The sequence below is a fragment of the Egbenema bharatensis FJBBOT/2019 genome, from assembly GCF_048077055.1.
Lineage (GTDB): Bacteria > Cyanobacteriota > Cyanobacteriia > Elainellales > Elainellaceae > Egbenema > Egbenema bharatensis.
The window spans coordinates 265001-291016 of record NZ_CP182236.1 but is presented as its reverse complement, the minus strand read 5'-3'; the positions used below and the strand labels follow the sequence as shown (position 1 = coordinate 291016).

The window sequence follows — 26016 nt, the reverse complement described above, 5'->3', positions numbered from 1 at the left end:
TGAAGGATGCTTTTTGGGAGCACAGGCCATCCAATCCGATGGAGTGTATTCTGTTAGGGGACGTTTTTGACTGACCCAGCTTTATCCCTTAGTTGAACGATACGTAATGCCATTCACGCCTGGTTAGGAAGAGTACTGTTTTTAGTGATCAGGTATCAGATAGTCGTCAGATAGTCGTCAGACAAGACCGTAAAGGAGCCATGACGAATTCTCAAAATTCAGGACAAGAACCGGAACCTCGTTCAAATTCCCGACGATCGCGGCTGATATGGGTGGGTTCCGCAGTGGGTAGCATTTTACTGGTTGGGTTGGCCGCAGGAGGATGGTGGGTTTGGCGATTCGTTTATGACGAACTTGGGCCGCTGGTCGCAGAAAACCTATCTACGTTGTTCGATCGCCCCGTTGAAATTGGCCCGATTGAAGGGGTATCACTGACCAGCCTGCGGTTTGGTGAGTCCAATGTTCCGCCGACGGAGGATGACCCCGATCGGGTGGTTGTGCCCAGCGTTCATGTCCAGTTCAATCCGCTTCAGGCAATTTTCGATCGCACCCTGAGTCTGGATGTCACCCTGGAGCGTCCCACCATTTATCTGGAGCAGGATGAAGATGGATTGTGGATCAGTACGCGCATCCAGGAACAGGAAGAAACTGATCCAGTGGTTCGCATTGAGCTAGATACCCTGCGGGTTAGAGAAGGACTGCTGGAACTAGCTCCCTATGTGGAACCGGTTGCCGATGAACCCGAAGTTGAGATTCCGCCCCAGGTGGGGATTGCGCCTGAAACTGAAGAACGTCCTGATTCTGATGCAGAAGCTACTGCCTCGGAAACGCCAATTACTCCCGTGATTGCCATTCGTAACGTTGATGCGGATGTCACCTTCCGGGAGGATAATCAGCTCATTTCCTTTGATCTAACTGGGGAACCGGAGACAGGAGGCAATTTAAATGTAGAGGGACAGGCTAACCTGCGCGATCGGGAGGTCGTTCTTCAAGTCAACAGTCAGGATCTCCTGGCGGCAGACATTGGACTGCTGTTGCCGCTACCCTTGCAGTTGCGAGCGGGTTTGCTGGATACCGATCTGAATGTGCAGTTTCCGATTTTACAAGGGGAAGGAGAAACCCCCGGAGAAACTGCCAACGAAACTACTAACGAAACTACTGACGCACCGGATCAAGCCCGGCCAACGATTTTGTGTCGCAGTTGCTTTTAAATGGAACCGTTGATTTTCGCAATGCGGTCGCTCGTTTGGCAGCCCTGCCCCAACCCTTTACCCAGGCCAATGGCCGAATTCAGTTTCGCGGCCAGCGACTCACGTTTCAAAATACTCAGGGCCGCTATGGTGATATTGATGCCAGGGTGGGTGGCGGACTGCATTTGTTAGATGGATACGCGATTGACGTTCAGGTTCCAGAGGTGACGGCCAGTGCGCTCCTGAGTACCTTTGATGTGGAAGAAGAAAACCTGCCGGTGGAACTGTCGGGGGTGTTCCGCAGTGAGCTAAATGTTACAGGGGCGATCGATGCTCCGATTGTGAATGCCTTTGCTGAGAATACCGATCTGGTGCAGATCGATCGCGTGTTGTTTAGCACTGCCTCTACTCAGTTCACGATCACTCCCACGGCGATCGTGTTTAATGACATCCAGGCTTTGCCGCTGGATGGAGGGTTGATTAGCGGTGCAGGAACTGTGCAGTTGGGTGAAGGAGGCGAGCTGGAGTTTGATCTTCAGGGGAGTAATTTGCCTGGAGATGCTATTGCCCAAGCCTATGGATTGACCCAGCCTAATCTGGTCATTGGTAACGTGGATGCGACAGCCCAGGTGGTTGGCTCGGTGGCAGATTTTGGAGCGACCCAGGTTCTGGCTCAGTGGGAGGCTCCTCAGGGAACCTATCCGGGACGGGGGCAGGTGGCGATCGCAGGCGATACGATTCGCTTCCAGGATACGGTACTGCTGGTGGCGGGAGGCATTGTGCGAGGGGAGGGATTAATTTCCCAGGGACAATGGCAGGCCACGGTGGATGGTTCAGGGGTAGAACTCAGCCAGTTTTCTCCTGACCTGCGCGGTTTGTTCAGTGGCCAGTTTCAGCTTGCTGGTAGTCTGGATGATTTGAGTCCGGCGGCGATTCAGGCGGAGGGGGATGTTACTTTCTCGGAAGGATTAGCCATTATTACAGAACCCCTTACGGCCTCGGTGCGCTGGGTGGGGGATGGGATTCAGGTGCTTCAGGCGACCGCTCCGGGGTTTGATGCCGATGGATTTGTGGGGGTTGTGCTGGAAGGAGCGGCTCCAGGAATTGCCAATTTAGACTTAAATGTGCAACTGCGAGACTATGCCCTGACGGATCTGCCCGTTGCCCCACCGGAGGCTGTTCAGCTTGCCGGAGCGATCGATTTTGCGGGGCGCGTCACCGGAACGCCAGAAGCTCCCAATGTGGCTGGACAGGTGGGACTGTACGACTTTGTCGTTAATCAGCTTGCTTTTGAGCCAGTGCTGACGGGCAGTGTTCAATTCAGTGATCAGGGGTTAGATCTGGATCTAGTTGGAACTCAAGACCGAATTGCGGTGGTGCTGGATGATCAGAACCGTCCGGTTTCTTTCTTTGTGCAGCAGGGAGATGCTATTGCAGAAGGTAGGGGAATCGGCGATCGACTCTTGGCGACTTTAACCAATTTCCCATTACAGGCACTCAACCTGGCTCCAGCGGCAGAACTGGGACTGGGGGCGATCGGCGGTCGCTTGGATGGCAGTTTTGATGCCAATATTGCAGATCTGGCCAATCCAAGGGTTGTGGGAGAGTTTGCTGTAACGGAACCCTCCCTGGACTACATCACGGCAGATTTTATTACTGGACGATTCCGCTACATTGACGGGGTGGGCGTACTGGAGGATGGAGAACTGCGGCGGGGAGGTAGCATTTACCTGCTGGCAGGTAACTTTGCACCGGGGGCAGATCCCCAACTTCAGGGAACCATTACGGCCGCTCCAGGCAGAGTCGAGGATATTTTTGATGCCCTCCAGTGGTTTCAGTTAGCGGATCTGGGGCGGGTTGCTCCACCCGTGTATGGTCAGGCGGCGGATGTGCTGCCCTTTGAGGTGGGAATGCCCGATCGCACCTTGCTGAATCAACTGCGTCGTTACTCAGAAGTGCGTGCGCTGTATGGACAGCAGGTGGCTGCACGGGAAGAAGCGATGATCTTGCCAGAATTAGCCACCTTAAGCGGGGCCTTTGCTGGAGAAATTAATATCGCGTTCTCGCCGCAAACGGGACCACAGTTTGATTTTGACCTGCGGGGGCAGGACTGGGTCTGGGGAGAATATCAGGTGAATCAGGTGGTAGCTCTGGGCAACTTTGCTGATAGTATTCTGACGTTGCGCCCCTTGCTGCTTCAGTCGGATGAATCGTTGCTGCGGTTTACCGGACAGGTGGGAGGTGAAGAACAATCGGGACAGTTGATTGCTCAAAATATTCCCGTAGAACCCTTGCAGGAATTGGTGCGGCTGCCGCTGGATGTGGAAACGGGCGTTTTAAATGCCAATGCTTTCTTAACGGGTAGTATCAATAATCCTCAGTTGGTTGGCGAAGTTTTGCTGGATGATCTGACCATTAATAATGTGACGGCTCCACCCCTCAGGGCATTGTTTGGTTACAACGATGCGCGACTTAATGTGGATAGTCGGGTCAGAGGGGATGTTGATCCAGAGGAAAATATTCTGGAGTTTACTGCCAGCATTCCCTACAGTTTTCCCTTTATGGCTGAGGTGCCTGCCAGTAATGATTTTAGTCTTGATCTAGACATTCGCAATGAGGGTCTGGCACTGGTGACGTTGTTTACGGATCAGGTGGCATGGGGGGGCGGAACCGGAAATGTGCAACTCCAGGCACGGGGAAGGCTGGACACGACTGAAACCCAACCCCAGGTAGAGTCTCTAACCACCACAGGCCAAGCAGTGTTTGACAATGCTCGCTTCTCTGCCCAGGCTCTGCCAGAGGATATTACGAATGTTTCTGGGAATATTTTGTTTAGTGGCGATCGCATTCGTGTAGACACTCTTCAAGGACAGTTTAGCGATGGACAAGTGGTTGCTGCCGGAACCTTGCCTCTCCTTACACCGCTCGATCCGCGTGATCCTGGAGAAGAGCCACCCCTGACAGTCAGATTACAAAATGTCGAACTGGAGCTTGAAGACTTATATGATGGTGGGGTGAATGGTCAGGTGATTCTGGCGGGAACGGCTCTGGCTCCTGTGATCAGCGGTGATATTGTTCTGCAAAATGGTGAGATTTCTATTCCTGATGCCGCTCAAACACCCGGTACGGCTGAGGCAACGCCTGCGGCATTTGAACCTGGTTTAGTCAGTCCTCCAGAGTTAGAAGACCTGAGAATTGTCTTGGGCGATCGGCTGCGGGTTGTTAGCCCATTCTTCAACTTTCTGATTAATGGTGATTTGTTCATCAGCGGCACACCGGATGATCTGCGCCCAGATGGTACGGTCTTCATTCGAGCGGGACAGGTGAACCTGTTTACGACGCAGTTTTATCTCGATCGAGACTACGAAAACATCGCAGAATTTTCAGCGGAACGGGGGTTTGATCCTTTCCTGGATGTCCAGCTTGTGGCCTCTGTCCCGGAAGTGACTCGTGCGCCGATCGCCCAGGTTTCACCCCTGACGACGGCCGAAATTGCGGAAACGCCTGCCTGGGAATACGGTGCGTTGCAGACGATCCGCGTCCAGGCCAGCGTCATGGGTCTGGCCAGTCAGATTTACAACAACCTGGAGTTAACTAGCACACCCCGGCGATCGGAGTCTGAATTGGTCGCCTTGATAGGCGGTAATTTTGCCAGTACTCTGGGGGATGGCGGAACCCTGGCCCTGGCGAATATTGCGGGTGCAACGCTGCTTACAGGCTTACAAAATTTGATTAGCGATGCGACTGGATTGACCGATTTCCGACTCTTTCCCACGAACGTGCTTTCTGAAAATGAACGCACTTCAACACTGGCCCTGGGGGCAGAAGTGGGATTTGATATCACCCGGGATTTATCGGTTTCGATTCTGCAACTATTGACAGTGGAAGAACCAACCCGCTTCAACGTCCGCTACCGCTTAAACGATGAATTCACCGTTAGAGGTTCAACTAATACTCGTGGAGATGGGCAAGCGATTCTGGAGTTTGAGACAAGATTTTAGGGGGTAAAAATAAGCGGGATAACCCTGCTCATGTCTTTCATTCTTGTAATTCTTGGCCAGTTCGATCGCTTCAATAATTTTGTCGAAGCGGAGGCGGCTGGCCCAGTAAGTGAGGACGATCGCCAGTTCTGAGTCAGGATCAGGAATGCGAGCGATGAGCTGTAGGATCAGTTCATCATCCACCTGGGCAGCGGACTGATACAGAAGATTGCGCCAGTCTGAAGGCATGGTATTAAATTCGGTGATAAAGACATCGGTATTGGTCGCAGAGAGGGGAGATGGCTCTCGTCGGTGTTCGTGGAGCTGCTCATAGATAAAGGTGGTGCCAAGGTGCTGCACCATTTTGGCAAACAGAATTTCCTCTCGAAATGGTTTGGTGACACAATCATCACATCCAGCCGCCAGTACCTCCTCCCGGCTTTCTTCAAAGGCATGGGCGGTCAAGGCAATCACGATACAGTCCGGCGCGGCATCAGGCGATTGAGTTCTGCGAATTTGTTCTCGCTGACGGATTTGTTGGGTGGCTTCACAACCACTCATTCCTGGCATTTGAATATCCATCCAGATCAAGTGCGGCTGCCAACTTTCCCAAATTTCGATCGCCTCCTGTCCATCGGTAGCTTCTCGAACTGACAGACCGACATCCATCAACAATTTCACCAGCAGTTGCCGATTCTCTGGTTTATCCTCCACAACTAAAATGCGGTAGGTGGGCTGATTAGGAGCCAATTCAACCACCCGCTGACTCATCTGCTGAGATGGCAAAATAGCAGATTCTACTCCTTTTAAAGGGATCTGGAAGTGGAAGGTAGAACCAACCCCCACGGTGCTGGTGACAGTGATTTCTCCCCCCATCAATCGGACAAACTGCCGACTGATGGGTAAACCTAAGCCAGTACCTTCGTGGGAACGTCGTCCAGATTCCGCCTGAACAAAAGCTTCAAAGAGCCGTTCGAGTTCACGGGTGGCGATGCCAGATCCAGTGTCTTCAACCGCGAAGTGGAGGAGTGGAGTGGGGTAAGTCGGGAAAAGTAAGGAGTTTTGGGGTTGTTCTTCGGCATGGATTCCTGGAAAGGAGCCAGAGGCTTGATTGACCCGTAGAATCACACGCCCTTGTTGGGTAAATTTGATGGCATTCCCCAGCAAATTAATTAAAACCTGACGCAATTTGCTTTCATCGGTGTAAATATATCGGGGAACATTGGAGGTGCGATCGAAAACTAGTTCTAATTCCTTCGATTGGGCCTTGAGGCGTAGCATATCTTCCAGACTATCTAAAAGACGGTAAAGATCAAAGCTTGATTCGTTCAGGGTTACTCGTCCTGCTTCAATCTTAGACATTTCTAAAACATCATTAATCAAAGTCAGAAGATGTTCTCCGCTACGGTTAATAATGTCGATATAGTTTCGCTGTTCTGGCTTCAAGGATTTATCTTTAATTAAGAGTTGTGTAAATCCTAAAATGGCATTGAGGGGAGTTCTTAATTCATGACTGATTTTGGCCAGAAACTCGCTTTTTGCCCGGTTGGCAGCATCGGCTGCTTCTTTAGCCACTTGCAGTTCAGCCGACTGTTGACGCGCCTGGGCTAGTAGTTCAGCTTGCTGTAGTCCAACGCCCAACTGACTGGCGATATGGGTGACAAATTCAATTTCTTTCTCCTGCCAGTGTCTGGGGGCAGAGCATTGATGGATGCACAACAGTCCCCAAAGGGAATCTCCCTTTAACAAGGGCGCGACCAGATTAGCTTTGACTTGAAATCGACGGAGCGTTTCTAGATAGCACGCTTTTAGTTTGGCGGTTTCTACGTTGTCGATCGCATAAATTCGTCGCTGTTGGTAAGTCGCAGCATATTGAGAGCCAAAACAGTGATCTTCAACGGCAGCTCCCAGGGCGGCCGCAAATCCAGGTAAGACTGCTTCGGCCACAATTTGACCTTTGTTGTAGTCAGATCCAGGCTGAAACTGAAACATGGCCACCCGATCGGCGTTGAGCAGTTGCCGGACTTCTGTTGCAGTGGTTTGAAAAATAGTTGCAATATCTAACGTTTGACGAATCTTTTCAATCACCTGGGCGATCGCCCGTTCCCGTTCTGCTTCCAGGGCAAGTTCCTCGGCGCGTTGACGCAGTTGGGCCTCCAGGTAACTCTGCAAAACAGTCGATCGCTGCTCGGCCCGACCAGGAGTTCAGCCTGCTGAATTGCAACCCCCAGGTGATCACTAATCTGCAATAAAAACTGGATATCATCTTCGTGCCACTGATAGGGTTGGGAGTTTTGATAGACGGCTAACAATCCCCACAGCCGTTGACCACGATAGATGGCAATGATGGCATAAGCTTTGGCCTGGCACTGTTCGAGCAGTCGCAGGTAGCAGTCGGAAAAATTGGCTTCGTAAATGTTGTTGCAGACTCGAAAGGTTTGCCCCCTGGCAAAGTCCCCACCTTGATGCTCCTGCAAGTAACTGTCGTTAAACTCTGGATGTGCCAGATTTTGGACGCTACAGGCACTAATGTTTTCCTGGAGGGTTGGGACATCCTGCTGAACCTGCAACAGGGATCGCCAGCCCTCTGCCACCGATTCCACCACAAACTCACCACTCCAATCGGGGTTAAACCGATAGATGCAAACCCGATCGACCTTGAGCAACGATCGAACTTCCTGGGTGGTAGTCTGAAAAATGGTTTGAATATCGAGGGATCGACGAATTTTATCAATGATAGTTGCAACGGACTTTTCCCGTTCAACCGCTCTGGCCAGTTGTTCCGAGCGAATTTGTAGCTCTTTAATCGATTCGGCCTGCTGGAGGGCAATCCCCAACTGATTGGCAATTTGTGAAAGTAAGCTAATTTCTCCCGGTTCCCAGCGATGGGCAATGGTTTGGGAGGCAGTCAGCAGTCCCCAACGAGTTTCGCCAACAAAGACCGGGATGACGACATAGGCCTGAATATGAGATGCCTCTAGAGCCTGTCGATGGTTGGGTGGTAACACAATATGCTGAATATCTTCCACCACCACGACATCAGGTTGGGGGGCTGGAAAGACATCCGCCCAAATGCTGCCGATCGTATCCTGGGGGCTGACAATTCCCCCCCGATGGGATTCTGCAACGGGATGATTGTGGAGTTCTGAGGAAAATTGATAGACCACGACCCGATCACAATCTAGAATATTCCGAACTTCCTGGGTAGTTGCATCAAAAATGGTTTCAATGTCTAATGTTTGGCGAATCCGATCGATGATCCGGTTTACTGTGCGTTCGCGTTCTGCTTCGAGTGATAGTTCTTCGGCCCGCTGGCGCAGTTGGGATTCCAGGGTTGTTTGCAACACCGACGATCGCCGTTCTGCCTTAGCCAGGAGTTCGGCCTGCTGGAGGGCAATGCCCAGATGAACCGCAATCTGCATGACAAACTCAATTTCTGATCCCTGCCATTGACGGGAATTTGCGCATTGGTGAACGCATAGTAATCCCCACAGGTCATCCCCCTGTAAGAGCGGTACGATTAGATTGGCTTTGACCTGGAACCGTTCTAGAATTTCTACATGGCAACTGAGTAAGTTGGCAGCATAAATATCATTTGCAGCCCAAACTCGTCCCCGCTGGTAGTAAAGGGCGTGATTTTCGCCAAAACAGTGATCGTTAATTTTGGCCCTCAGAACAGAGGTATAACTGGGCAGTACATCCTCTGCGACAAATTGCCCTTCACTATAGCCGGATGCCGGATTGAATCGAAAAATGCCGACGCGATCGGCTTTTAGAAGCTGTCGGACTTCCGTTGCCGTAGCTTGAAAGATGGTTTCAATGTCCAGCGAGGCCCGAATTTTGCTAACTACGCTAAACAAGGTTTTTTGTCGAGCGAGTTGAACCAGTTGAGATCCGGTATCTTCCAACTGAGCAACCCGCTGACAGACGGCTGCCACCTCTTGCCTCAGGGCTTGAAAGGCAGCATGGCTGACGCAGATAGCTGAATCTGCCCTGAAACGATCGGCTGACTGAGGATCTGAATCGGGATCTGAATCGGGGTTTGAATCGAGATCTGAACCGGGATCTGAGTTGAGCGATAAATCTAGATCTAGACCTGGATTGGTCTCCGCCTGAGGCCCTGGCTCTGAGTGCCCATCACCTGAGCGACTGGAACGATCGGATAGAGTATCATCTGGTAGAGTATCATCTGGCATGTTCATCATACTCCTGGCACTACAGTAAACCTTGTGTTTTAAAGCAATTCGTTTCCTAAAACAATGCAGTCTCGCCCCTGCTTTTTAGCTGCATAAAGGGACTGGTCGGCCATAGCAACGAGATGATCTGGAGATTGAGTCGCGCTGGGGATCGTCCAGGCAATACCAATGCTAAGGGTGACAAAATCTCCGACTGATGAGTGGGGGTGAACCATCTGTTTTTGCCGCAGGTTCGCCTGCATTTTCTGAGCAATGTAGATCGCTCCCTCGATTTGAGTAGCCGGTAAAATCACGGCAAATTCTTCCCCACCATAGCGAGCCACCAGATCAGAGGGCCGCTGCGCCGCCGACTGGATTGCCTGGGCAACTTGCTGGAGGCAGCGATCGCCTGCCTGATGTCCATAGGCATCGTTATAGAGCTTGAAATGATCTACATCGCATAGGAGCAGGGACAAAGTTGCCTGTTCTCGCATGAGTCGCTGCCATTCTTGAGTCAGGTGATGATAAAAGTGCCGTCGATTGGCGACCTGGGTTAAGTCATCTACGATCGCCAACCGTTGAAGTTCAAAATTTGCTTCTTGAAGTGCCGCTTTTGCTTGCTCTAACTCGTGTAACGTACGTTCGTGTTCATAAATTTTTCTTTGTAATAAAACATTTTGTTCCCGTAACTGTTGCTGTAAATCGCGCAACATTAGTTGATGTTCAACGCGCACCAGTACTTCAGCAACCTGAAAGGGTTTTGTAATATAATCCACCCCCCCGGCTGCAAAGGCTTTGATCTTATCGGTGACTTCGTCCAGGGCACTGATGAAGATCACTGGAATATTTTGAGTCGCTTCATTCGCCTTAATTTGCTGGCACACTTCGTAGCCGTTCATCTCCGGCATATTGACATCTAGAATGATCAAATCAGGAGGAGCCGTCTGAATTCCCATCAGAGCCATGGGCCCACTCAAGACTTTGCGCACTTTGTAGCCATACTCCGCTAGCATATGGCTGAGTAGTTGCACATTTGCCAGGGTGTCATCCACGACCAGAATATTGGCTTTAACAACTTCTCTAGGAGGAAGGTTTTCCATGAGGCGATAAATTCCGTGGGCGACAGATGGATGTGGCAGAGGGGAGATGGCTTGATATAGGTTAACGTTGAGACAGGCTGATAGATCGACGCTACTACCACAATGGCCGGATGAGGAATCCACGGGTAGAGGCAGTTCGCAACCTACCTTCACGAGGACTTTGCGATAGAACTCTACTTGCCTATCTTTAAGCCTACCCAAAGTGTGATTTAAACCTTACCCTTGTGTGATCGTCTCGATCGCTTCCCGGTCTGTGGGCAAGGCCGCTGTTAAGATTTCGGCATTAGTCGGTGTGATCAAGATATCGTCTTCAATCCGAATGCCCCGAACATCACTAAAAGCAGCTAACCGTTCCCAGTTCACCACGTCCTGATATTTGGCGCGACGATCGGGATCATTCAGAATGGCGGGTACTTGATAAAATCCTGGTTCGATCGTGACGACCATTCCAGGCGCAAGGGGGCGATCGAGGCGGAGATAGCCCAACCCAAAGCGATCGCTGCGGCTGCGTCCGGGGGCATAGCCAGCTAAATCCCCCAGGTCTTCCATATCATGGACATCCAACCCCAGGAGATGCCCGATGCCATGCGGGAAAAACAGGGCGTGGGCATCCATGTCCACCAGGTCTTCAGCCCGTCCACGGAGAATGCCCAAGTCCACCAGTCCAGCGGCCAGAACGGTGGCTGCCCTCAGGTGCAAATCTCTATACTCCACGCCAGGATGGGCCTGATCAATACAAACATCGTGGGCCGTTTTCACCACCTCATAAATATCCCGCTGAGTGGGTGAAAATCTGCCCGATACGGGCCAGGTGCGCGTCACATCGGCAGCCCAACCAGTCTCGGCTTCTGCCCCCACATCAGCTAACAGCAAATCTCCGGACTGGAGCGGATTGGGATAGCGATCGTTATGTAGGACTTCCCCATGGACAGTCACAATACTGCTATAGGCACAGGTCATGGTGTGGGAGAGGATCACCTGCTCCATTGCGGCGCGCACCCCTGCTTCTGTGCTTGCTGTTCGGGTCGTGGCCATCCCTGCTTCATGGGCTTTGACCGTGACTGCTGCGGCCTGCCGAATTTCTGCCAGGGCTGCCGGATCGTGGATTAACCGCAAATGGACGATCGCCTTTGCCAGATCTAGATCTATCCCCTGCAATCCGTTGGCTGGAGTCATCATGCGGCTGAGTAACTGCGACTGCTGGAGGCGAGTGGCAGCATCCTGGACGGGAATGGTGGCGGCATGCTCAGTAAAGGACTTGAGGCGATACAGTGGATAATCGGCATCGGCTCCGATCGTCTCGGCAATCTGCGATCGGCTGGGGGATGCCCCATGCCAGAGGATGCTGGCGGAGGTTGGATCGTCCATAAATAGCTCCAGCCGACCCGATTCCAGGCGAATGGCAGCATTTTGGAGCGGCAGCCCAGCAAAGTAAAGAAAATGGCTACTGGCTCGAAAGGGATAGGTGTTTGCCGGAAAATTTCGGGAGTGGGGGTTGCCTGACCAAAAAATTATTGGCGCAGAACATTGTTGGGCTAACTGCTGGCGGCGGTGACGTAGGGTTTGCGGCAGCGATCGAATTGCAGCATCCGAGATTTCAGCGTCCGGGACTGAGGCGTTCGAGGAGGAATGAGTTTGCATAGAAGCAGAGGGGGCAGAAGTCGTTTCTATCATCCTACTCACTTCATCCATAGGGCGAGCATCTTGCCCACGTAGGCTGGAAGCCTGTACTACGGTTCCCACCATCATTCCGGGAGAACCGATTTGGAGCGGACAACCAGCAGAACCGCTCAAATCAAAGCCCTGGAAACCTCCTTTACAAAACTATATTTTACGACGATCGATTAACTTAGATTAAGTTAAGTAAGGCTGTGTTGCAGAAATAGGGTTGCACTCAACCTCCCTTGTTTAATACAGACTAAACATTAACTTGTTTAAATTAATTATTGAGTACTATGTAATCAAGAGTGAACAAGTCCGGTGAGGGGGTGGAAAGTGACGAAAGAATTACAGAACAAGCCTTCTAACTAACCTGAAAGCGATCGGTTTTTGGGTACAGATAACGCAAAACAAGTTTAATTTATTTGAGGAAAATTCATTTACAAAAGTTGATTAAATAAAATCACAATACGTCACTAATTGTTGGAGAAAATCAGAGATCCTTCTATAGTTAGGGCAAGCAAGCCTAGTCTTGCTTCATACATCTCAACTCTAATCAATAGTTTCGTAACGAAAGCAATCATTATGACCACTACCTTTCAGCGTCGCGAAAGCGCAAGTCTGTGGGAGCGGTTTTGCGATTGGATCACCAGCACCAACAACCGTCTTTATGTCGGCTGGTTTGGTGTTTTGATGATCCCTTGCTTACTCACCGCAACCATCTGTTTCATCATCGCCTTTGTTGCAGCTCCTCCCGTTGACATTGACGGGATTCGTGAGCCTGTAGCAGGTTCGCTGATCTACGGTAACAACATCATCTCTGGTGCTGTTGTGCCATCTTCCAATGCGATCGGTCTACACCTCTACCCCATTTGGGAAGCGGCTTCTCTGGATGAGTGGCTCTACAACGGTGGCCCTTACCAGCTCGTTGTCTTCCACTTCTTGATTGGCATCTTCGCCTACATGGGGCGGCAGTGGGAACTGAGCTACCGTCTGGGCATGCGTCCCTGGATCTGCGTGGCTTACTCTGCTCCTCTGGCAGCCGCTACTTCTGTATTCCTGATCTACCCGATCGGACAAGGTAGCTTCTCCGATGGAATGCCGCTGGGCATCTCTGGAACCTTCAACTTCATGTTCGTGTTCCAGGCAGAGCACAACATTCTGATGCACCCGTTCCATATGTTAGGTGTGGCAGGTGTGTTCGGTGGTTCGTTGTTTAGTGCAATGCACGGTTCTCTTGTAACTTCCTCGCTGGTGCGGGAAACGACTGAGAACGAATCCCAGAACTATGGCTACAAGTTTGGTCAAGAGGAAGAAACCTACAACATTGTGGCTGCCCACGGCTACTTTGGTCGGTTGATCTTCCAATACGCCAGCTTCAACAACTCCCGCTCTCTGCACTTCTTCCTGGGTGCTTGGCCGGTGGTTTGTATCTGGTTCACCGCTCTGGGTATCAGCACCATGGCGTTCAACCTGAACGGGTTCAACTTCAACCAGTCCATTTTGGATAGCCAGGGCCATGTGATCAATACCTGGGCCGATGTTCTGAACCGCGCCAACCTGGGGATGGAAGTGATGCACGAGCGGAATGCTCACAACTTCCCCCTTGACCTGGCAGCAGGTGAGGCAACTCCGGTGGCAATCACGGCTCCCAGCATCAACGGTTAATTGGTTTAACAGATCAGGGGATTGATAAAAGCGTCCTGATTCTGTAAACTCACAAGCGATCCCTATAGCGGGGATCGCTTTGTTTTGTTGAGGTTTGGGGCTTGACCCAGCCTGACAAAGTGTGTCATTCTCCAATCGGGGATCAATCAAGTTAGCGCATGAAGACAAATCGGCGCATGATGCGAAAGCAAGGTTTGAAGCGTCGCAGCTCAAAGCATTACACCGTATGGATTGCCCGTGAAGGTAGGAGTCCAGTCGTGATAGCATTCCGCCCTATTGCGATGACGTTGGCCGTTGGTTTGCCCCTGGTGGCGGTTATCGCACTGGTGTTCTCCTTTGTGCATCGCAACAGCCAACTGAACCGCAGAAACCTGAAACTGACGGAGGAAGCGGCTGAAATTCTTGAACAGTTGGAGTCTCTGGAAACCACTATTACCACGCTGCAAGAACGGGCGGGCATGGCAGAGCGGGAGTTCAACGAGTTCGACGGGGTTAATGAGTCTAATGGGAATGAGTATGAGGAATTGGGAGAACCGGAGGAAGGTTTTCTCAACCGCAATGCGATCGATGCAGAAATTTTGCCCGATCGCCATTGGAACCGGGATGAACCCGATGCTAATGATTTTGACTTTCGGGGAGAGGATGACGAACCGGAATGGTTCAGCAAAAAGCAATCGGATCAGTCTCGTCGGGGAGTCGGGGGGGCGGCAGCTGAAGATTTGCTGGCCCTGGCGCGTTCAAAGCTACCTGCGCTAGTTCAAGAGGTGCAGGGAGAGGTAGAACCTGCCCTGGCAGAAATTATCGTGCGAGAGGAAGCCAAGCCAAAGGGACGGCCATTACGGGCGAGAGATACGGAAATTACGTCACGGTTTGGTTTGCGCTCCAATCCATTTGGCTGGGGCTATGAATTTCATGAGGGCATGGATTTTGTTGCAGCCTATGGATCACCAATTTATGTAACGGCTGCTGGACGGGTTGACAAGGCGGAGTGGGAACCTGGGTATGGTAACTATGTCGTGGTCGATCATGGCTACGGTTATCAAACGCTATATGCTCACCTGTCAGATATTCGGGTGAAGGTAGGGGAATCGATCGATCGCAATCAGGTCATTGGCTATTTAGGAAATACAGGTCGGTCGAGTGGGCCACATTTGCACTACACTGTGTTCCAAAATGGCCAAGCGGTAGATCCGCAAAAGTATCTGGATTGATTAGACTGATTGAACCCTCTTTCAAGGCGCAACCGTTCGTAAAGGATTAAATAATGTTCAAGCGTAACCAGACTCACTCGTTGACTTATCTTAGTGCTACCAGCGAATTTCGGGGTGACTTGAATGTAGAAGGGAACTTGCGTGTGGATGGAGTGATTCATGGCACGGTGGAAGTGCAGGGAGATATGGAAATTTCCCAAACTGGGTTGGTAGAAGGGCCAGAACTGCGGGCCAATAACATCATTGTGCACGGGGTAATTAAATCAAAAGTCATTGCTGAGGGTCGGCTAACGTTGAGTCGAACGGCTCGTTTGGAAGGAGATGTCACTGCCCAATCTCTGGATATTGAAGCGGGCGCGTTTTATGTCGGACACATTGCTACAACCGATGTCAAGGCTCTGCCCCTTGCGAGTTCTGCCTATCCAGAATTGGTTAGCCGTGATGAGCCGTTGAGTTAGGCATGCGAAGTTAATACTCTGGAATTCTTGTGGGGTGGGCAGCGTTTCGACGGCTCGACTGAGCGTTCGACTGAGCTCACGCCGAGGCCCGAAGTCTTGCCCGCCCAGTCCGCGAAGTAAAATGTTGCACTAGTTATTTAATCTATGATCCATATTCTTACTGAGATTTAATGCCGTCTTAGAGGGCACTTAACCTGACTATGAAATCGTATGGAGTGGCGATCGTTCGTCAGTTTACGGATTGTTCACACCATACGGTAAATTCTCATGGTTTTTACACTTCAGCTTCTCCATGCGGCGGATCAGGAAGCCGGTGTTCCAGCTTTAGACGATGCTCCCCGCTTCTCTGCCGTGTTGAACGCGCTGAAAGATCAAGATCTTAGTGGCGACGGTGAGCCAGATTTTCCCAATACGCTGATTCTGTCCTCTGGGGATGCTTATATTCCCAGCCCATTTTTCTTTGCCAGTGATACGGCGTTTGGGTTTCAGGGACGAGCCGATATTTTGATTCAAAACCTGTTAGGGTTTCAGGCGATCGGCTTTGGCAACCACGAATTTGATCTAGGGACAGATGTGGTTGCATCGTTGCTGCAAGCCGATGAAGAAGATGGCTATCCAGGGGCATTATTCCCCTACCTGAGTGCCAACTTAGACTTCAGCACCGATGCTGCTCTGGCAGATTTAGTGGTTGAAGACGGGCAGGAGGCGAGTGAAATTCCGGGTGGGATTGCTGGAAACACCATCATCACGGTGAACGGTGAGCGGATTGGGATTGTGGGGGCCACGACTCCGACCTTGCCGACCATTTCCTCTCCGGGGGGTGTCACGGTTCTCCCCGAATCATTTGATGATAGTAACCCCGATGATATTGCGGCCCTGGCGACTGAAATTCAAACTTCTGTAGATTCCTTGCTGACCAATAACCCGGATATCAACAAGGTGATTCTGCTGGCGCATATGCAGCAGTTGGCGATCGAATTACAGTTGGCAGAACTCCTGCGCGATGTGGATATCATCGTGGCGGGTGGCTCAGATACTCGGTTGGCTAATGAAACAAACCGTCTGCGTCCGGGGGAAGAGGCGGAGGGCCCTATCCCATTTTGCAAACTGATGCCGAGGGTAATCCGGTGGCGGTGGTGAATACCGATGCCAACTACAAGTATGTCGGTCGGCTGGTGGTTGACTTTGACGAAAATGGCATCATTATTCCCGACAGCATTGATCCCACGATTAGCGGAGCCTACGCGACAGACGATGCCGGGGTTTTAGCGGTGAATGGCGTTCCCGATGCAGAAATCATTGCGATCGTCGAGGCATTACGGGAGGTGATCATTGATCAGGATGGTAACTTGTTTGGCAAAACTTCGGTTTTCCTCAACGGGACTCGTAGCAGTGTGCGGACGCAAGAAACCAACCTGGGGAACCTGACGGCTGATGCGAATCTGGCGATCGCCAAGACCTATGATCCAGAAACCGTGATCTCCATCAAAAATGGAGGGGGTATCCGGGATAATATCGGTGTATTGACCTTCCCCGCAGGCTCCACGACTGAAGAAGATGTGTTGCGGCTTCCTCCCCAGGCTAATCCGGTGGCGGGCAAAGAAGAGGGCGATATTTCCCAGCTAGATATCTCCAACGCTCTGCGGTTTAACAATGGACTGACCCTGCTGACGCTGACGGCTGAAGAACTGGTGGCGATCGCAGAACATGGTGTGGCTGCAACGGCTCCTGGTGCAACCCCTGGTCGTTTCCCCCAAATCAGTGGCTTTGCCTTTAGCTACGATGCCACCCTTCCAGCCGGTAGCCGGGTTCAGTCTCTGGCGATTTTGGATGATGAGGGCAACATTGCAGATGTCGTCGTCGAAAATGGGGAACTGATTGGCGATCCCGATCGCACCTTCCGCACGGTAACGCTTAACTTTCTGGCAAGTGGTGGCGATGGTTATCCCTTCCCAGAGCGCGATCGAGTAGATCTGGTGACTGAGTCATCAGCCAATCCTGATCCGGCTAGCCGCACGGGAGTAGCGACGTTTGCTCCAGACGGCTCAGAACAGGATGCCTTAGCGGAGTATTTGGCGGCTAACTTCAGTGAAACGCCGTTTGATGTGGAAGATGTGGACTTTGCCGGAGATACCCGCATTCAAAATCTCGCCTTCCGTGAAGATACAGTGCTAACGGTTGTCGATGCGCCCGAAACGCCAGGAGATGTCATTGGCGATATGCCGGAAGTGCCCGGAGAGGATACGGATATGGGTGATCCGGTTGGCAATACGGTAAGTGTTCGAGTTTCACTGAATGGTGAAGTGGCACTCGATCGATTTACCCATTTCCTGGAAGGTGCAGAGATTGAGCTAGGCGATGTCTCCCCATCGTTGGTGATTGGGGGGCAGCGGATTCATCTGAATCATCCTACAGTTGATTTCTCGTTGCCCAATGTCAACCTCGGCGAACTCACTCCGCTCTTAGCAAACGGCAACTTATTGGGTTTTGAAGGACTGCCAACGGGTGAAATTACGATCGGTGATCTGACGATTTCGGTGAGCTTGTAGTGTTCTACTGTTGTGGCTTTCATATAGCTTTCATATAGCTTTCGTGTAGCTTTCATCCTGTGAAGCGATCGGGGTGACGGAGTGGGAATTTCCTGGCTCTGTCCCCCGTTTTTTAGAGCTGTTGTTGATTGAGTAAGCCTCAGCATGGTGAATCAGGAATCGGGAGTCGAGAGCCGGAAGTCGGGAATTGAGAGTGGTATATGCAACGGCAAGGGGCTGTAAGTTGTGTTTACTCTTACATGACGTTCTTATACCGATTGATAGAAGAATCTGGGAGCATCATCCGATAAGGTGAAGACAAAAGAGAGGAACGGTATTACGGAGAAAGATAATGTCTAGGCTATCTCGTTGGTTGGTTGCCCATAGAGTCGTATTGTCATTAGGATTGACAACAGGGTTACTCGGAGCTTTAACCTTCCCTGGTTCACGCTCAGTTACGGCTGCTCCCGATGAAATAGCGCAGAGTGAAGTGGCGCAGAATGAAGCGGCGCAGAATGAAGCGGCGCAAAATCAAACCGCTAGCTTTCCAGATACCGAAGGTCACTGGGCACAGCCATTTATTCAACCTTTAGCGGAACAAGGTATCGTCACAGGCTATTTAGATGGCACCTTTAGACCCGAAAATCCGGTGAACCGGGATGAATTTGCCGCTGTGGTTCGTCAAGCCTTTAGCCAAGAAACGGTGCGAGAAATTGCCAGCGGTGAGGTTTATCAAGATGTTCCGGCTGATTATTGGGCGGCTCCTGCGATCGAAGAAGCCTATGAGATGGGATTCATGCAGGGTTACCCGGGTGGCTTTTTCCGACCGAATCAACCAGTCTCCAGGGCAGAGGCGATCGTGGCGTTGGCCGATAATCTGGACTTAGAGCCTGCTACAGAACTCGTTGCTGCTGCTGAACCTGAGCGTCGTCAGGTGGCTCATCCGTTTCCCTTTCCCCTGGCAATGACCTATCTGCTTGAACCCCTGGTGAATGTCCCAAGGGCGATCGCCACTCAAATCGGAGATGATCCGGATCCAGGGGTTACTGCGGCGGGTGCAGATCCAGATCGACCCGTATCCGTCATTGTTGATGAATACTATGCCGATGCCGATCAGATTCCTCAATATGCAGTCGATCGGATTGCTAATGCTACGAAGGCAGGCATGGTGGTGAATCATCCTGATCCCCAAATTTTGAATCCAAACGGGGAAACAACACGAGGCTCAGTTGCCGCTTTTGTGCATCAGGCGATGGTGAATCAGGGACGAGTCGAGCCATTATCTGAGGATATGGCAGCCACTAATTATATTGTGCAGCCGCGTGAACTCGAACAAGCCCAGGCGAATCAAGCTGATCAAGCTGAGTAATGGTATTGACTTAACCCAGTCGATCGCCGCTACCTGGATCAAACAAGTAGAAGCGACTGATATCCATAACCATTTCTACAGTCTCGCCTATCTGTAATGGGGCGCGAGGGTCAACTCTGGCGATTAATTCCTGGCTGGTAGATTCCTGGCTGGCGGGTTCCTGGCTATTGAACTCCTGGCGATCGGCTGTGGTCAAATAAAGTACCAATTCATTCCCCATCATTTCAATCACCGATACGGTTGCCTTAAAAGGTAAAGGCTGAATTCCGGGCGGAACAAAGCCAGGAACGTGCAGGTTTTCAGGACGGATGCCGAAGATAACTGGCCGATCCCGGTATGGTGCGTAGGGCGATCGTTGGTCAGGGGGAACAGTCAGCGTAAAGGTATTCCCAATTACGGTCAGTTGTCCATCTTGTTCTACTAATCTTGCAGGCAAAAAGTTCATCGCTGGGCTACCCATAAAACCCGCGACAAAAGTATTTCTGGGTTCGTTATAGAGCGTTTGCGGTGTGCCAACCTGTTGCAAAATTCCCTGGTTCATGACTGCAATCCGCGTTCCCAGCGTCATCGCCTCTACCTGATCGTGGGTGACGTAAACGAAGGTAGTGCCCAGCTTGCGGTGGAGCTTGCTTAACTCTGCTCGTGCCTGTACCCGCAGTTTCGCATCCAGGTTAGATAACGGTTCATCCATCAAAAACACTGCTGGATTCCGGACGATCGCCCGTCCGACTGCCACCCTTTGCCGTTGCCCACCGGAAAGCTGACGGGGTTTGCGATCGAGTAAGGATTCAATTTCTAGCTGTTGGGCTGCGCTGGTGATGCGCTTCTTAATCTCAGCCTTGGGCACCTTTTGCAATTCCAAACTAAAGGCCATATTTTCAAACACCGACATATGGGGATACAGCGCGTAGGATTGAAACACCATCGCAATGTCTCGTTCCCGCGCCGGAATGTCATTCATCCGCTTGCCGTTGATATAAAGATTGCCCTGGCTAATTTCTTCCAGGCCTGCCAGCATCCTTAACGAGGTCGTTTTACCGCATCCTGACGGCCCTACTAACACTAAAAATTCTCCGTCTTCAATCGCTAAATTCAAATCTTTGACGGCGATCGAATGACCATAGCGTTTGCTAACTTGCTCAAAGGTGACACTAGACATGTTGTGCTGGGTTGAATAACTGGGGGCGATGCCCACTCTACAAAATACCAGGAATAATCTGTGGCACTGTAAGGAAAGATATCATAACGAAAGATATCACAAAGCAGGATAGGCGAATTATGAAGTGCTGAAAAATTAACGCATAATTTTCGCTTTTAATCACTTTAATATTCCATAACGTGAACGATCGCTAACCTTAAACCCTATATAAACATACCTTAATGATGCCGTGAAAGGATCAATCCGGTGAGGCTGTGCGCTTTATCTGCTTTGAGCATGATGAGTTACACGCAAATTGAATTGGTTGTGGTATTGATTTTTCTCATTTGATTCTAAGAGTGGCAATGAAAAATTATCGTTTTTTGAGACGCAATATTCTAAGCATTACGGCTGCTCTAATCGCAGTTTCATTCACTACGCAGGCGTGTCGATCGCCCGAAACTGCTGCAACCGCAACCGCTCCGGAAGGTGGAACTGAGCAAGCGGCAAATCCTCAGACTGGGGCAACTCCCATTCAAATGTGGATTGCTTTTACCGACTATCGGCTGGACTGGGCAAGGGAAAAGGCGGCTGAGTTTAACCAGCAATACCCCGAATTTGAAGTAACGGTGGAAGGCTATCCGGATTACGAAACGCTGTTTGACTCGGCACTGCTGGCATCGGAACAGGGAAATCCGCCAGCAATCATGCACTTTTTTGAGGCGGCGACCCAGGAAATTCGGGATGCAGTGACTCCCCAGGGTGAACCGTTAGTAAAGTCGGTGGCCCAGGCGATCGATGGGCGATCGGAGATCAACGGGGTGCCGGTGATCCTCAATGATGTGGTCAGTGCGCCGCGTAATTACTACACCATTGATGGCGAGTTTCAGTCTATGCCCTGGAACACTTCGTCTACCATTCTGTTTAGCAATGCCGATATGCTGGAGGCGGCTGGAATTGAGGAACCGCCTGCTACCTGGGAGGAAGTGGAGCAAGCCTGTGAACAGATTCTCGCCCTGCCTGAGGCACCTGCCAACTGCATCACCTGGCCCAATCACAGTTGGATTGTGGAACAGGCAATGGCTCAACAGGATGAATTGCTGGCGAACGAAGAAAACGGGCGGGAAGGACGCGCTACAGAAGTTTTTCTGAATAGCGACGGCATGACCAACTTCATGACCTGGTGGAAGGAGCTAAACGATCAAAATTACTACGTTTACACCGGATCGCAACGTGATTGGGATGGCACGAATAATGCTTTTCTGTCTCAACAAGTCGCTTTCCTGCTCACCAGTAGCTCAGACACCACCGCCATTACAGAATCCGGTGCGGAAGCGGGTTTTGATGTAGTTGCCAGCTTTATGCCCTACAACCAGGCTGTGGGTCGGAGCGGCAATGTTATCGGTGGTGCTACCCTCTGGCTATTGAATGGGCTGGAAGCAGAAACCGAAACTGGGGCTCTGATGTTCATGAACTGGCTGAACAATCCCGAAAACGCAGCCGACTGGCACAAAGTCACAGGCTATATTCCGATTACCGATGGGGCGATCGAACTCTTAGAAAGGGAAGGTTGGTATGACGAAAACCCCAATAGTAAAGTCGCCAGCGATCAGCTTGCAGAATCAGAAACCACTCCAGCAACGTTGGGGGTTCTCGTCGGAAACTTTGTCGCTATCCGCGATGTTGTCACCACCACTGCTGAAAGCCTCCTGGTCAACCAGGGACAAGACGTAGACTCCGCGCTGGAATCCGCCAACCAACAAGCCAACCGCCTCCTGGAAGACTACAACGCCCTCCAGGAAGAGTAAGCTCAACCTCTTGTGGGGTGGGCATCTTGTCCGCCCAGTAAACCTAACCTCGTGTGGGGTAAGCATCTCGCCTGCCCAGTGAATCTAACCTCTCGTGGGGTAGGCTTCTTGCCCGCCCAGTGAACTAAACCTAACCTCCTGTGGGGTGGGCATCTTGCCTGCCCAGTGCAACATCTCTCTAACTCCCCGCACTGCCCTATGGCTCCGTCAATTCCTATTCTTCTCTTCGCACTCATTGGCCTCATGGGAGCCACTTACATGACGATCGCCTTTCGCAAAATGAAGCGATCGGGAATGCTTGGTAGTTTAGTCGGTGTAGCGGCAGGGGTGGGGGGAGGATTGCTCTTGATGCTGCCCTTGGGCTTTTGCACCTTTGAAGCAGGGCGATCGGCGTTGGATGTGGGGTTTGGCGTGTTTTTGGTGTTGGTGGGTGCGGTGATTGGGGTGGCGATCGTACAGTGGTTTTTACGACTGTGGTGGCAGGGGGAGGTGGAGCAGATTGCTGATAGTGGGACACAGGGAAATTTCAAGCTGCCCTGGTTAGTGCCGTTGCTGCTACTGGCTCCAACCTTACTGATTCTGCTGGTTTTTATCTACTATCCGGCTCTCGATACCTTCAGTCTGGCCACTCGGCTGGCTCGCCTCAGCACTCCCCGGACGCAGTTTGTCTGTGTGCGAAACTTTACGGAAATGATTGCCCCAAGCTATTCCCTGCCGGAGATTATTCTGTTCCTGATCGTAGGACTGGGGGGAATCGGGTTGTATCTTTGGGGCGATCGCAGTTCTGATTCGGCAATCTATCGGTGGGTACGGCGATCGGTTTGGGTTGCTGCAATCATCGCGCTTTACTTCCTGATTATGGGGCTGTGGAGCGACTACTATCGCCTAATTTTCTTCAATACAATTTTGATCTCTGGGATCACTGTCGTCTTGGGATTGGCAATTTCCCTGGCTCTATCGGTGTTAGTTTATCAGCCCATTCGGGGAGCCGGAATTTACCGCACTTTGCTGGTCTGGTCATACGCCATTTCCCCTGCGGTTGCCGGAATCATTTTTGCCATCATGTTCAACCCGGTGGCGGGAGTCGCCAATCACATCCTGGACACCTGGTTTAACCTACCCCGACTGCCCTGGCTCACCCATGCTGGATTAGCGCGATCGGTTTTAATCCTGGCCAGCATCTGGAAGCAGTTGGGCTACAACATTTTGTTCTACATCGCCGGATTACAAACCGTCCCTAAAGATTTAATGGAAGCTGCCACCCTGGATGGAGCCAACCGCTGGCAACGCTTCCGCACCGTCGTTTTACCTGCCCTTTCCCCCATCACCTTTTTCCTGATCATCACCAACCTGACTTACACCTTCTTCGAGATCTACGGCACGATCGACTACCTGACACGAGGCGGGCCCAATGGAGCCACATCGGTTGCCATTTACGAAATCATTCGCGTCGGGATTCGCGCCGATCGAGATTTAGGCAGAGCCGCTGCCCAATCGATCGTCCTGTTCATCATGGTGATTGGTCTCACGATTTTGCAATTCCGCACCAGCGGTCGCCGCGTCACCTACAACGCCTAAACCCCAAACCCTCTTGTAAGAGGGCGCACAGCAGTACGCCCCTACCGGGGGTTGCAATTTCTGCTCATTAAATTGGTATCACACACCTTGTCCCAAACCCTCTTGTGGGGTGGGCATCTTGCCCGCCCAGTCCTAAACCCCATCCCATTCCATGAAGCTGATCGATCCACCCCAAACCCAACAAAACCCCCTACCCCTATCCGATCGCCCCTCCCCAAAGCGACATTGGCTCCCCAAAAATTGGCACATTCATCTACTGCTGTGGATTGCTTGCCTGTTGGTTTGCTTACCCTTACTGTATGCCATGCTGGTCAGCACCCAGAGCAACGCTGAAGTTGTCACCTTCCAGTTCACCCCCGGAACCTCGATCGCCAGAAATTTCTGGATTGCAATGGTATCCCGCAATCTGGGGCAATACATGATTAACAGCACCATTCAGGCAGTGATTATCACCATCGGCAAAACCATGCTTTCGCTGCTGGCGGGGCTAGCCTTTGTCTATTTTCGGTTTCCGGGAAAGTGGTTGGTGTTTGGGTTTGTGCTGCTAACCTTGATGATGCCAACTGAACTGTTAACCATTTCCCTGTTTCGCTTGGTGGCGGGTGGGTTGCGCTGGGGCGATAGTTTGTCTGCCCTCACGGTTCCTTTCCTCGCCAGTGCCACCGGGGCCTTCCTGTTCCGCCAGCATTTCGCCAACCTGCCCGCCGAACTTTCCGAAGCCGCCCAACTTGACGGATCCGGACCCTCACCTTCCTCTGGCGCATTCTCTTACCCCTGAGCTGGAATGCGATCGGGGCTTTGGCGGTGATTCAGTTTGTCTATGTCTGGAATATGTACCTCTGGCCCGTGCTGATTATCCGCAGTGAGCGATTGCAGGTGGTGCAGGTCGGACTTGGCAGCCTGCAAAATGCTGGAGATACGGGCATTGCCTACGGGCCGCTGATGATGGGGGCTGTGCTGGCCAGCATTCCGCCGTTGCTAGTATTTATCTTGCTGCAAAAGCAGTTCATGAGTGGCTTTCAAATTACGCGAGACAAATAGGGCGATCGTCCTCCTGGCAGGCAAGGTGCCTTGCCTTTCCAGAAATTCAGGTTGCAGTGGAACGGCTGTTTGTTTAAACGTTCTAGCGGAGGGAGAAATCGCATTCTTGATAAGATGAGGAATCCTACACATTCGATATCGCTATGGGTAACACATTTGGACATCTGTTTCGCATCACTACGTTTGGTGAGTCGCACGGTGGCGGCGTGGGTGTAATTGTGGATGGATGCCCACCCCGGTTAGAGATTTCTGCTGAAGAAATTCAATTTGAACTCGATCGCCGTCGTCCGGGGCAGAGCAAGATTACTACGCCGCGCAAAGAAGCCGACCAGTGTGAAATTCTTTCTGGCGTGTTTGAAGGCAAAACCCTGGGAACGCCGATCGCCATCCTGGTTCGTAACAAAGACGCTCGCTCCCAAGACTATGACGAGATGGCGCAAAAGTATCGTCCATCTCACGCTGATGCCACCTACGATGCAAAGTATGGCATTCGCAACTGGCAGGGGGGCGGGCGGTCTTCAGCCAGAGAAACGATCGGGCGAGTAGCAGCCGGAGCCATTGCCAAAAAAATCCTGAAGCAGGTCGCTGGGGTGGAAATTATTGGCTACGTGAAGCGAATTAAAGACTTAGAAGGAATGGTTGACCCAGAAACCGTCACCCTGGAGCAAGTGGAAAGCAATATTGTGCGCTGCCCCGATAGTGACTGTGCCGATCGCATGATTGAACTGATTGAGCAAATTGGGCGATCGGGTGATTCGGTGGGCGGTGTAGTAGAATGCGTCGCCCGCAATGTGCCAAAAGGCTTGGGAATCCCCGTTTTCGATAAGTTAGAGGCAGATTTAGCCAAAGGCGTAATGTCCCTCCCAGCTAGTAAAGGCTTTGAAATTGGCTCTGGCTTTGCCGGAACCGTGCTCACAGGCAGCGAACACAACGACGAATTTTATACCGATGAACACGGCAACATCCGCACCGTCACGAATCGATCGGGCGGCATCCAGGGTGGTATTTCTAACGGTGAATCCATCATCATCCGGGCAGCCTTCAAACCGACTGCCACCATTCGCAAAGAACAGCGAACGGTTAATAAAGCTGGGGAAGAAACCGTATTAGCTG

At 51.5% G+C, this 26016-nt stretch carries 16 protein-coding genes and 1 pseudogene (1 of these 17 running past the window's edge); 12 read left to right on the top strand and 5 right to left on the bottom strand.

Going from position 1 to position 26016, the window contains the following annotated elements; translation table 11 throughout:
- The first annotated feature begins 200 nt into the window (after positions 1 to 200).
- The gene (locus ACM1PF_RS01295) at positions 201 to 1211 is read left to right on the top strand and encodes a hypothetical protein (RefSeq protein ID WP_416671729.1); all 1011 of its coding nucleotides are present in this window, start codon (positions 201 to 203) and stop codon (positions 1209 to 1211) included.
- Positions 1193 to 5191, top strand: a complete 3999-nt coding sequence (locus ACM1PF_RS01290; RefSeq protein WP_416671727.1) for a translocation/assembly module TamB domain-containing protein — start codon at positions 1193 to 1195, stop codon at positions 5189 to 5191. The genes ACM1PF_RS01295 and ACM1PF_RS01290 overlap by 19 nt, the downstream gene beginning before the upstream one ends.
- Here the strand turns inward: ACM1PF_RS01290 and ACM1PF_RS01285 are convergent.
- The 4 genes from ACM1PF_RS01285 to ACM1PF_RS01270 all read right to left on the bottom strand — a co-directional run bounded on the left by ACM1PF_RS01285 (position 5135) and on the right by ACM1PF_RS01270 (position 12086).
- On the bottom strand, positions 5135 to 7342 hold the full coding sequence (locus ACM1PF_RS01285; RefSeq protein ID WP_416671724.1) for a response regulator: 2208 nt from the start codon (positions 7340 to 7342) through the stop codon (positions 5135 to 5137). The two genes, ACM1PF_RS01290 and ACM1PF_RS01285, sit on opposite strands and share 57 nt — an antisense overlap.
- Positions 7255 to 9366 carry a GAF domain-containing protein gene (locus ACM1PF_RS01280; protein ID WP_416671722.1) on the bottom strand — a complete coding sequence of 704 codons (2112 nt, stop codon included), beginning with the start codon at positions 9364 to 9366 and terminating at the stop codon, positions 7255 to 7257. Before ACM1PF_RS01280 ends, ACM1PF_RS01285 begins: the two co-directional genes overlap by 88 nt.
- Before the next feature lie 38 nt (positions 9367 to 9404).
- A complete protein-coding gene (locus tag ACM1PF_RS01275; protein ID WP_416671720.1) occupies positions 9405 to 10568 on the bottom strand; it encodes a GGDEF domain-containing response regulator in 1164 nt (387 codons plus the stop codon).
- A gap of 93 nt (positions 10569 to 10661) precedes the next feature.
- On the bottom strand, positions 10662 to 12086 hold the full coding sequence (locus ACM1PF_RS01270; RefSeq protein WP_416676529.1) for an aminopeptidase P N-terminal domain-containing protein: 1425 nt from the start codon (positions 12084 to 12086) through the stop codon (positions 10662 to 10664).
- Positions 12087 to 12689: 603 nt separating this feature from the next.
- On the opposite strand from ACM1PF_RS01270, the gene psbA reads away from it, so the two are divergent.
- The 5 genes and pseudogenes from psbA to ACM1PF_RS01245 all read left to right on the top strand — a co-directional run bounded on the left by psbA (position 12690) and on the right by ACM1PF_RS01245 (position 19338).
- Positions 12690 to 13772: a photosystem II q(b) protein gene (psbA, locus tag ACM1PF_RS01265; protein ID WP_416671719.1), complete on the top strand. Its 1083-nt coding sequence runs from the start codon at positions 12690 to 12692 to the stop codon at positions 13770 to 13772.
- A 158-nt stretch (positions 13773 to 13930) separates the two neighbouring features.
- On the top strand, positions 13931 to 14983 hold the full coding sequence (locus ACM1PF_RS01260) for a M23 family metallopeptidase (RefSeq protein ID WP_416671717.1): 1053 nt from the start codon (positions 13931 to 13933) through the stop codon (positions 14981 to 14983).
- A 53-nt stretch (positions 14984 to 15036) separates the two neighbouring features.
- Complete coding sequence (locus ACM1PF_RS01255; RefSeq protein ID WP_416671715.1) at positions 15037 to 15441, top strand: bactofilin family protein; 405 nt, start codon at positions 15037 to 15039, stop codon at positions 15439 to 15441.
- A 261-nt stretch (positions 15442 to 15702) separates the two neighbouring features.
- A pseudogene (locus tag ACM1PF_RS01250) lies at positions 15703 to 17990 on the top strand (bifunctional metallophosphatase/5'-nucleotidase).
- Between the two features lie 331 nt (positions 17991 to 18321).
- Positions 18322 to 19338 carry an S-layer homology domain-containing protein gene (locus ACM1PF_RS01245; RefSeq protein ID WP_416671713.1) on the top strand — a complete coding sequence of 339 codons (1017 nt, stop codon included), beginning with the start codon at positions 18322 to 18324 and terminating at the stop codon, positions 19336 to 19338.
- 10 nt (positions 19339 to 19348) lie between these two features.
- Here the strand turns inward: ACM1PF_RS01245 and ACM1PF_RS01240 are convergent, their stop codons facing one another.
- Positions 19349 to 20497 carry an ABC transporter ATP-binding protein gene (locus ACM1PF_RS01240; RefSeq protein WP_416671711.1) on the bottom strand — a complete coding sequence of 383 codons (1149 nt, stop codon included), beginning with the start codon at positions 20495 to 20497 and terminating at the stop codon, positions 19349 to 19351.
- Between the two features lie 344 nt (positions 20498 to 20841).
- Between ACM1PF_RS01240 and ACM1PF_RS01235 the strand changes: the two genes are divergently transcribed.
- From ACM1PF_RS01235 to aroC, 5 genes are all read left to right on the top strand, one after another.
- On the top strand, positions 20842 to 22284 hold the full coding sequence (locus ACM1PF_RS01235; protein ID WP_416671708.1) for an extracellular solute-binding protein: 1443 nt from the start codon (positions 20842 to 20844) through the stop codon (positions 22282 to 22284).
- Between the two features lie 243 nt (positions 22285 to 22527).
- Positions 22528 to 23862, top strand: a complete 1335-nt coding sequence (locus ACM1PF_RS01230; protein WP_416671706.1) for a carbohydrate ABC transporter permease — start codon at positions 22528 to 22530, stop codon at positions 23860 to 23862.
- A gap of 151 nt (positions 23863 to 24013) precedes the next feature.
- Complete coding sequence (locus ACM1PF_RS01225; RefSeq protein ID WP_416671703.1) at positions 24014 to 24640, top strand: carbohydrate ABC transporter permease; 627 nt, start codon at positions 24014 to 24016, stop codon at positions 24638 to 24640.
- 26 nt (positions 24641 to 24666) lie between these two features.
- Positions 24667 to 24903: a hypothetical protein gene (locus ACM1PF_RS01220; RefSeq protein WP_416671701.1), complete on the top strand. Its 237-nt coding sequence runs from the start codon at positions 24667 to 24669 to the stop codon at positions 24901 to 24903.
- Positions 24904 to 25046: 143 nt separating this feature from the next.
- Positions 25047 to 26016 carry the 5' portion of a chorismate synthase gene (aroC, locus tag ACM1PF_RS01215; RefSeq protein ID WP_416671699.1) on the top strand. It continues 125 nt past the right edge of the window, so only the first 970 of its 1095 coding nucleotides appear in the window; its start codon is at positions 25047 to 25049; its stop codon lies beyond the right edge, outside the window.

What these genes read in the sequence shown, in the direction of transcription:
- ACM1PF_RS01295 (WP_416671729.1), top strand. Translation starts at nt 201, where the DNA reads ATGACGAATTCTCAAAATTCAGGACAAGAACCGGAACCTCGTTCAAAT.
- ACM1PF_RS01280 (WP_416671722.1), bottom strand. Translation starts at nt 9,366, where the DNA reads ATGCCAGATGATACTCTACCAGATGATACTCTATCCGATCGTTCCAGT.
- ACM1PF_RS01270 (WP_416676529.1), bottom strand. Translation starts at nt 12,086, where the DNA reads ATGCAAACTCATTCCTCCTCGAACGCCTCAGTCCCGGACGCTGAAATC.
- psbA (WP_416671719.1), top strand. Translation starts at nt 12,690, where the DNA reads ATGACCACTACCTTTCAGCGTCGCGAAAGCGCAAGTCTGTGGGAGCGG.
- ACM1PF_RS01260 (WP_416671717.1), top strand. Translation starts at nt 13,931, where the DNA reads ATGAAGACAAATCGGCGCATGATGCGAAAGCAAGGTTTGAAGCGTCGC.
- ACM1PF_RS01255 (WP_416671715.1), top strand. Translation starts at nt 15,037, where the DNA reads ATGTTCAAGCGTAACCAGACTCACTCGTTGACTTATCTTAGTGCTACC.
- ACM1PF_RS01245 (WP_416671713.1), top strand. Translation starts at nt 18,322, where the DNA reads ATGTCTAGGCTATCTCGTTGGTTGGTTGCCCATAGAGTCGTATTGTCA.
- ACM1PF_RS01240 (WP_416671711.1), bottom strand. Translation starts at nt 20,497, where the DNA reads ATGTCTAGTGTCACCTTTGAGCAAGTTAGCAAACGCTATGGTCATTCG.
- ACM1PF_RS01235 (WP_416671708.1), top strand. Translation starts at nt 20,842, where the DNA reads ATGAAAAATTATCGTTTTTTGAGACGCAATATTCTAAGCATTACGGCT.
- ACM1PF_RS01230 (WP_416671706.1), top strand. Translation starts at nt 22,528, where the DNA reads ATGGGAGCCACTTACATGACGATCGCCTTTCGCAAAATGAAGCGATCG.
- ACM1PF_RS01225 (WP_416671703.1), top strand. Translation starts at nt 24,014, where the DNA reads ATGAAGCTGATCGATCCACCCCAAACCCAACAAAACCCCCTACCCCTA.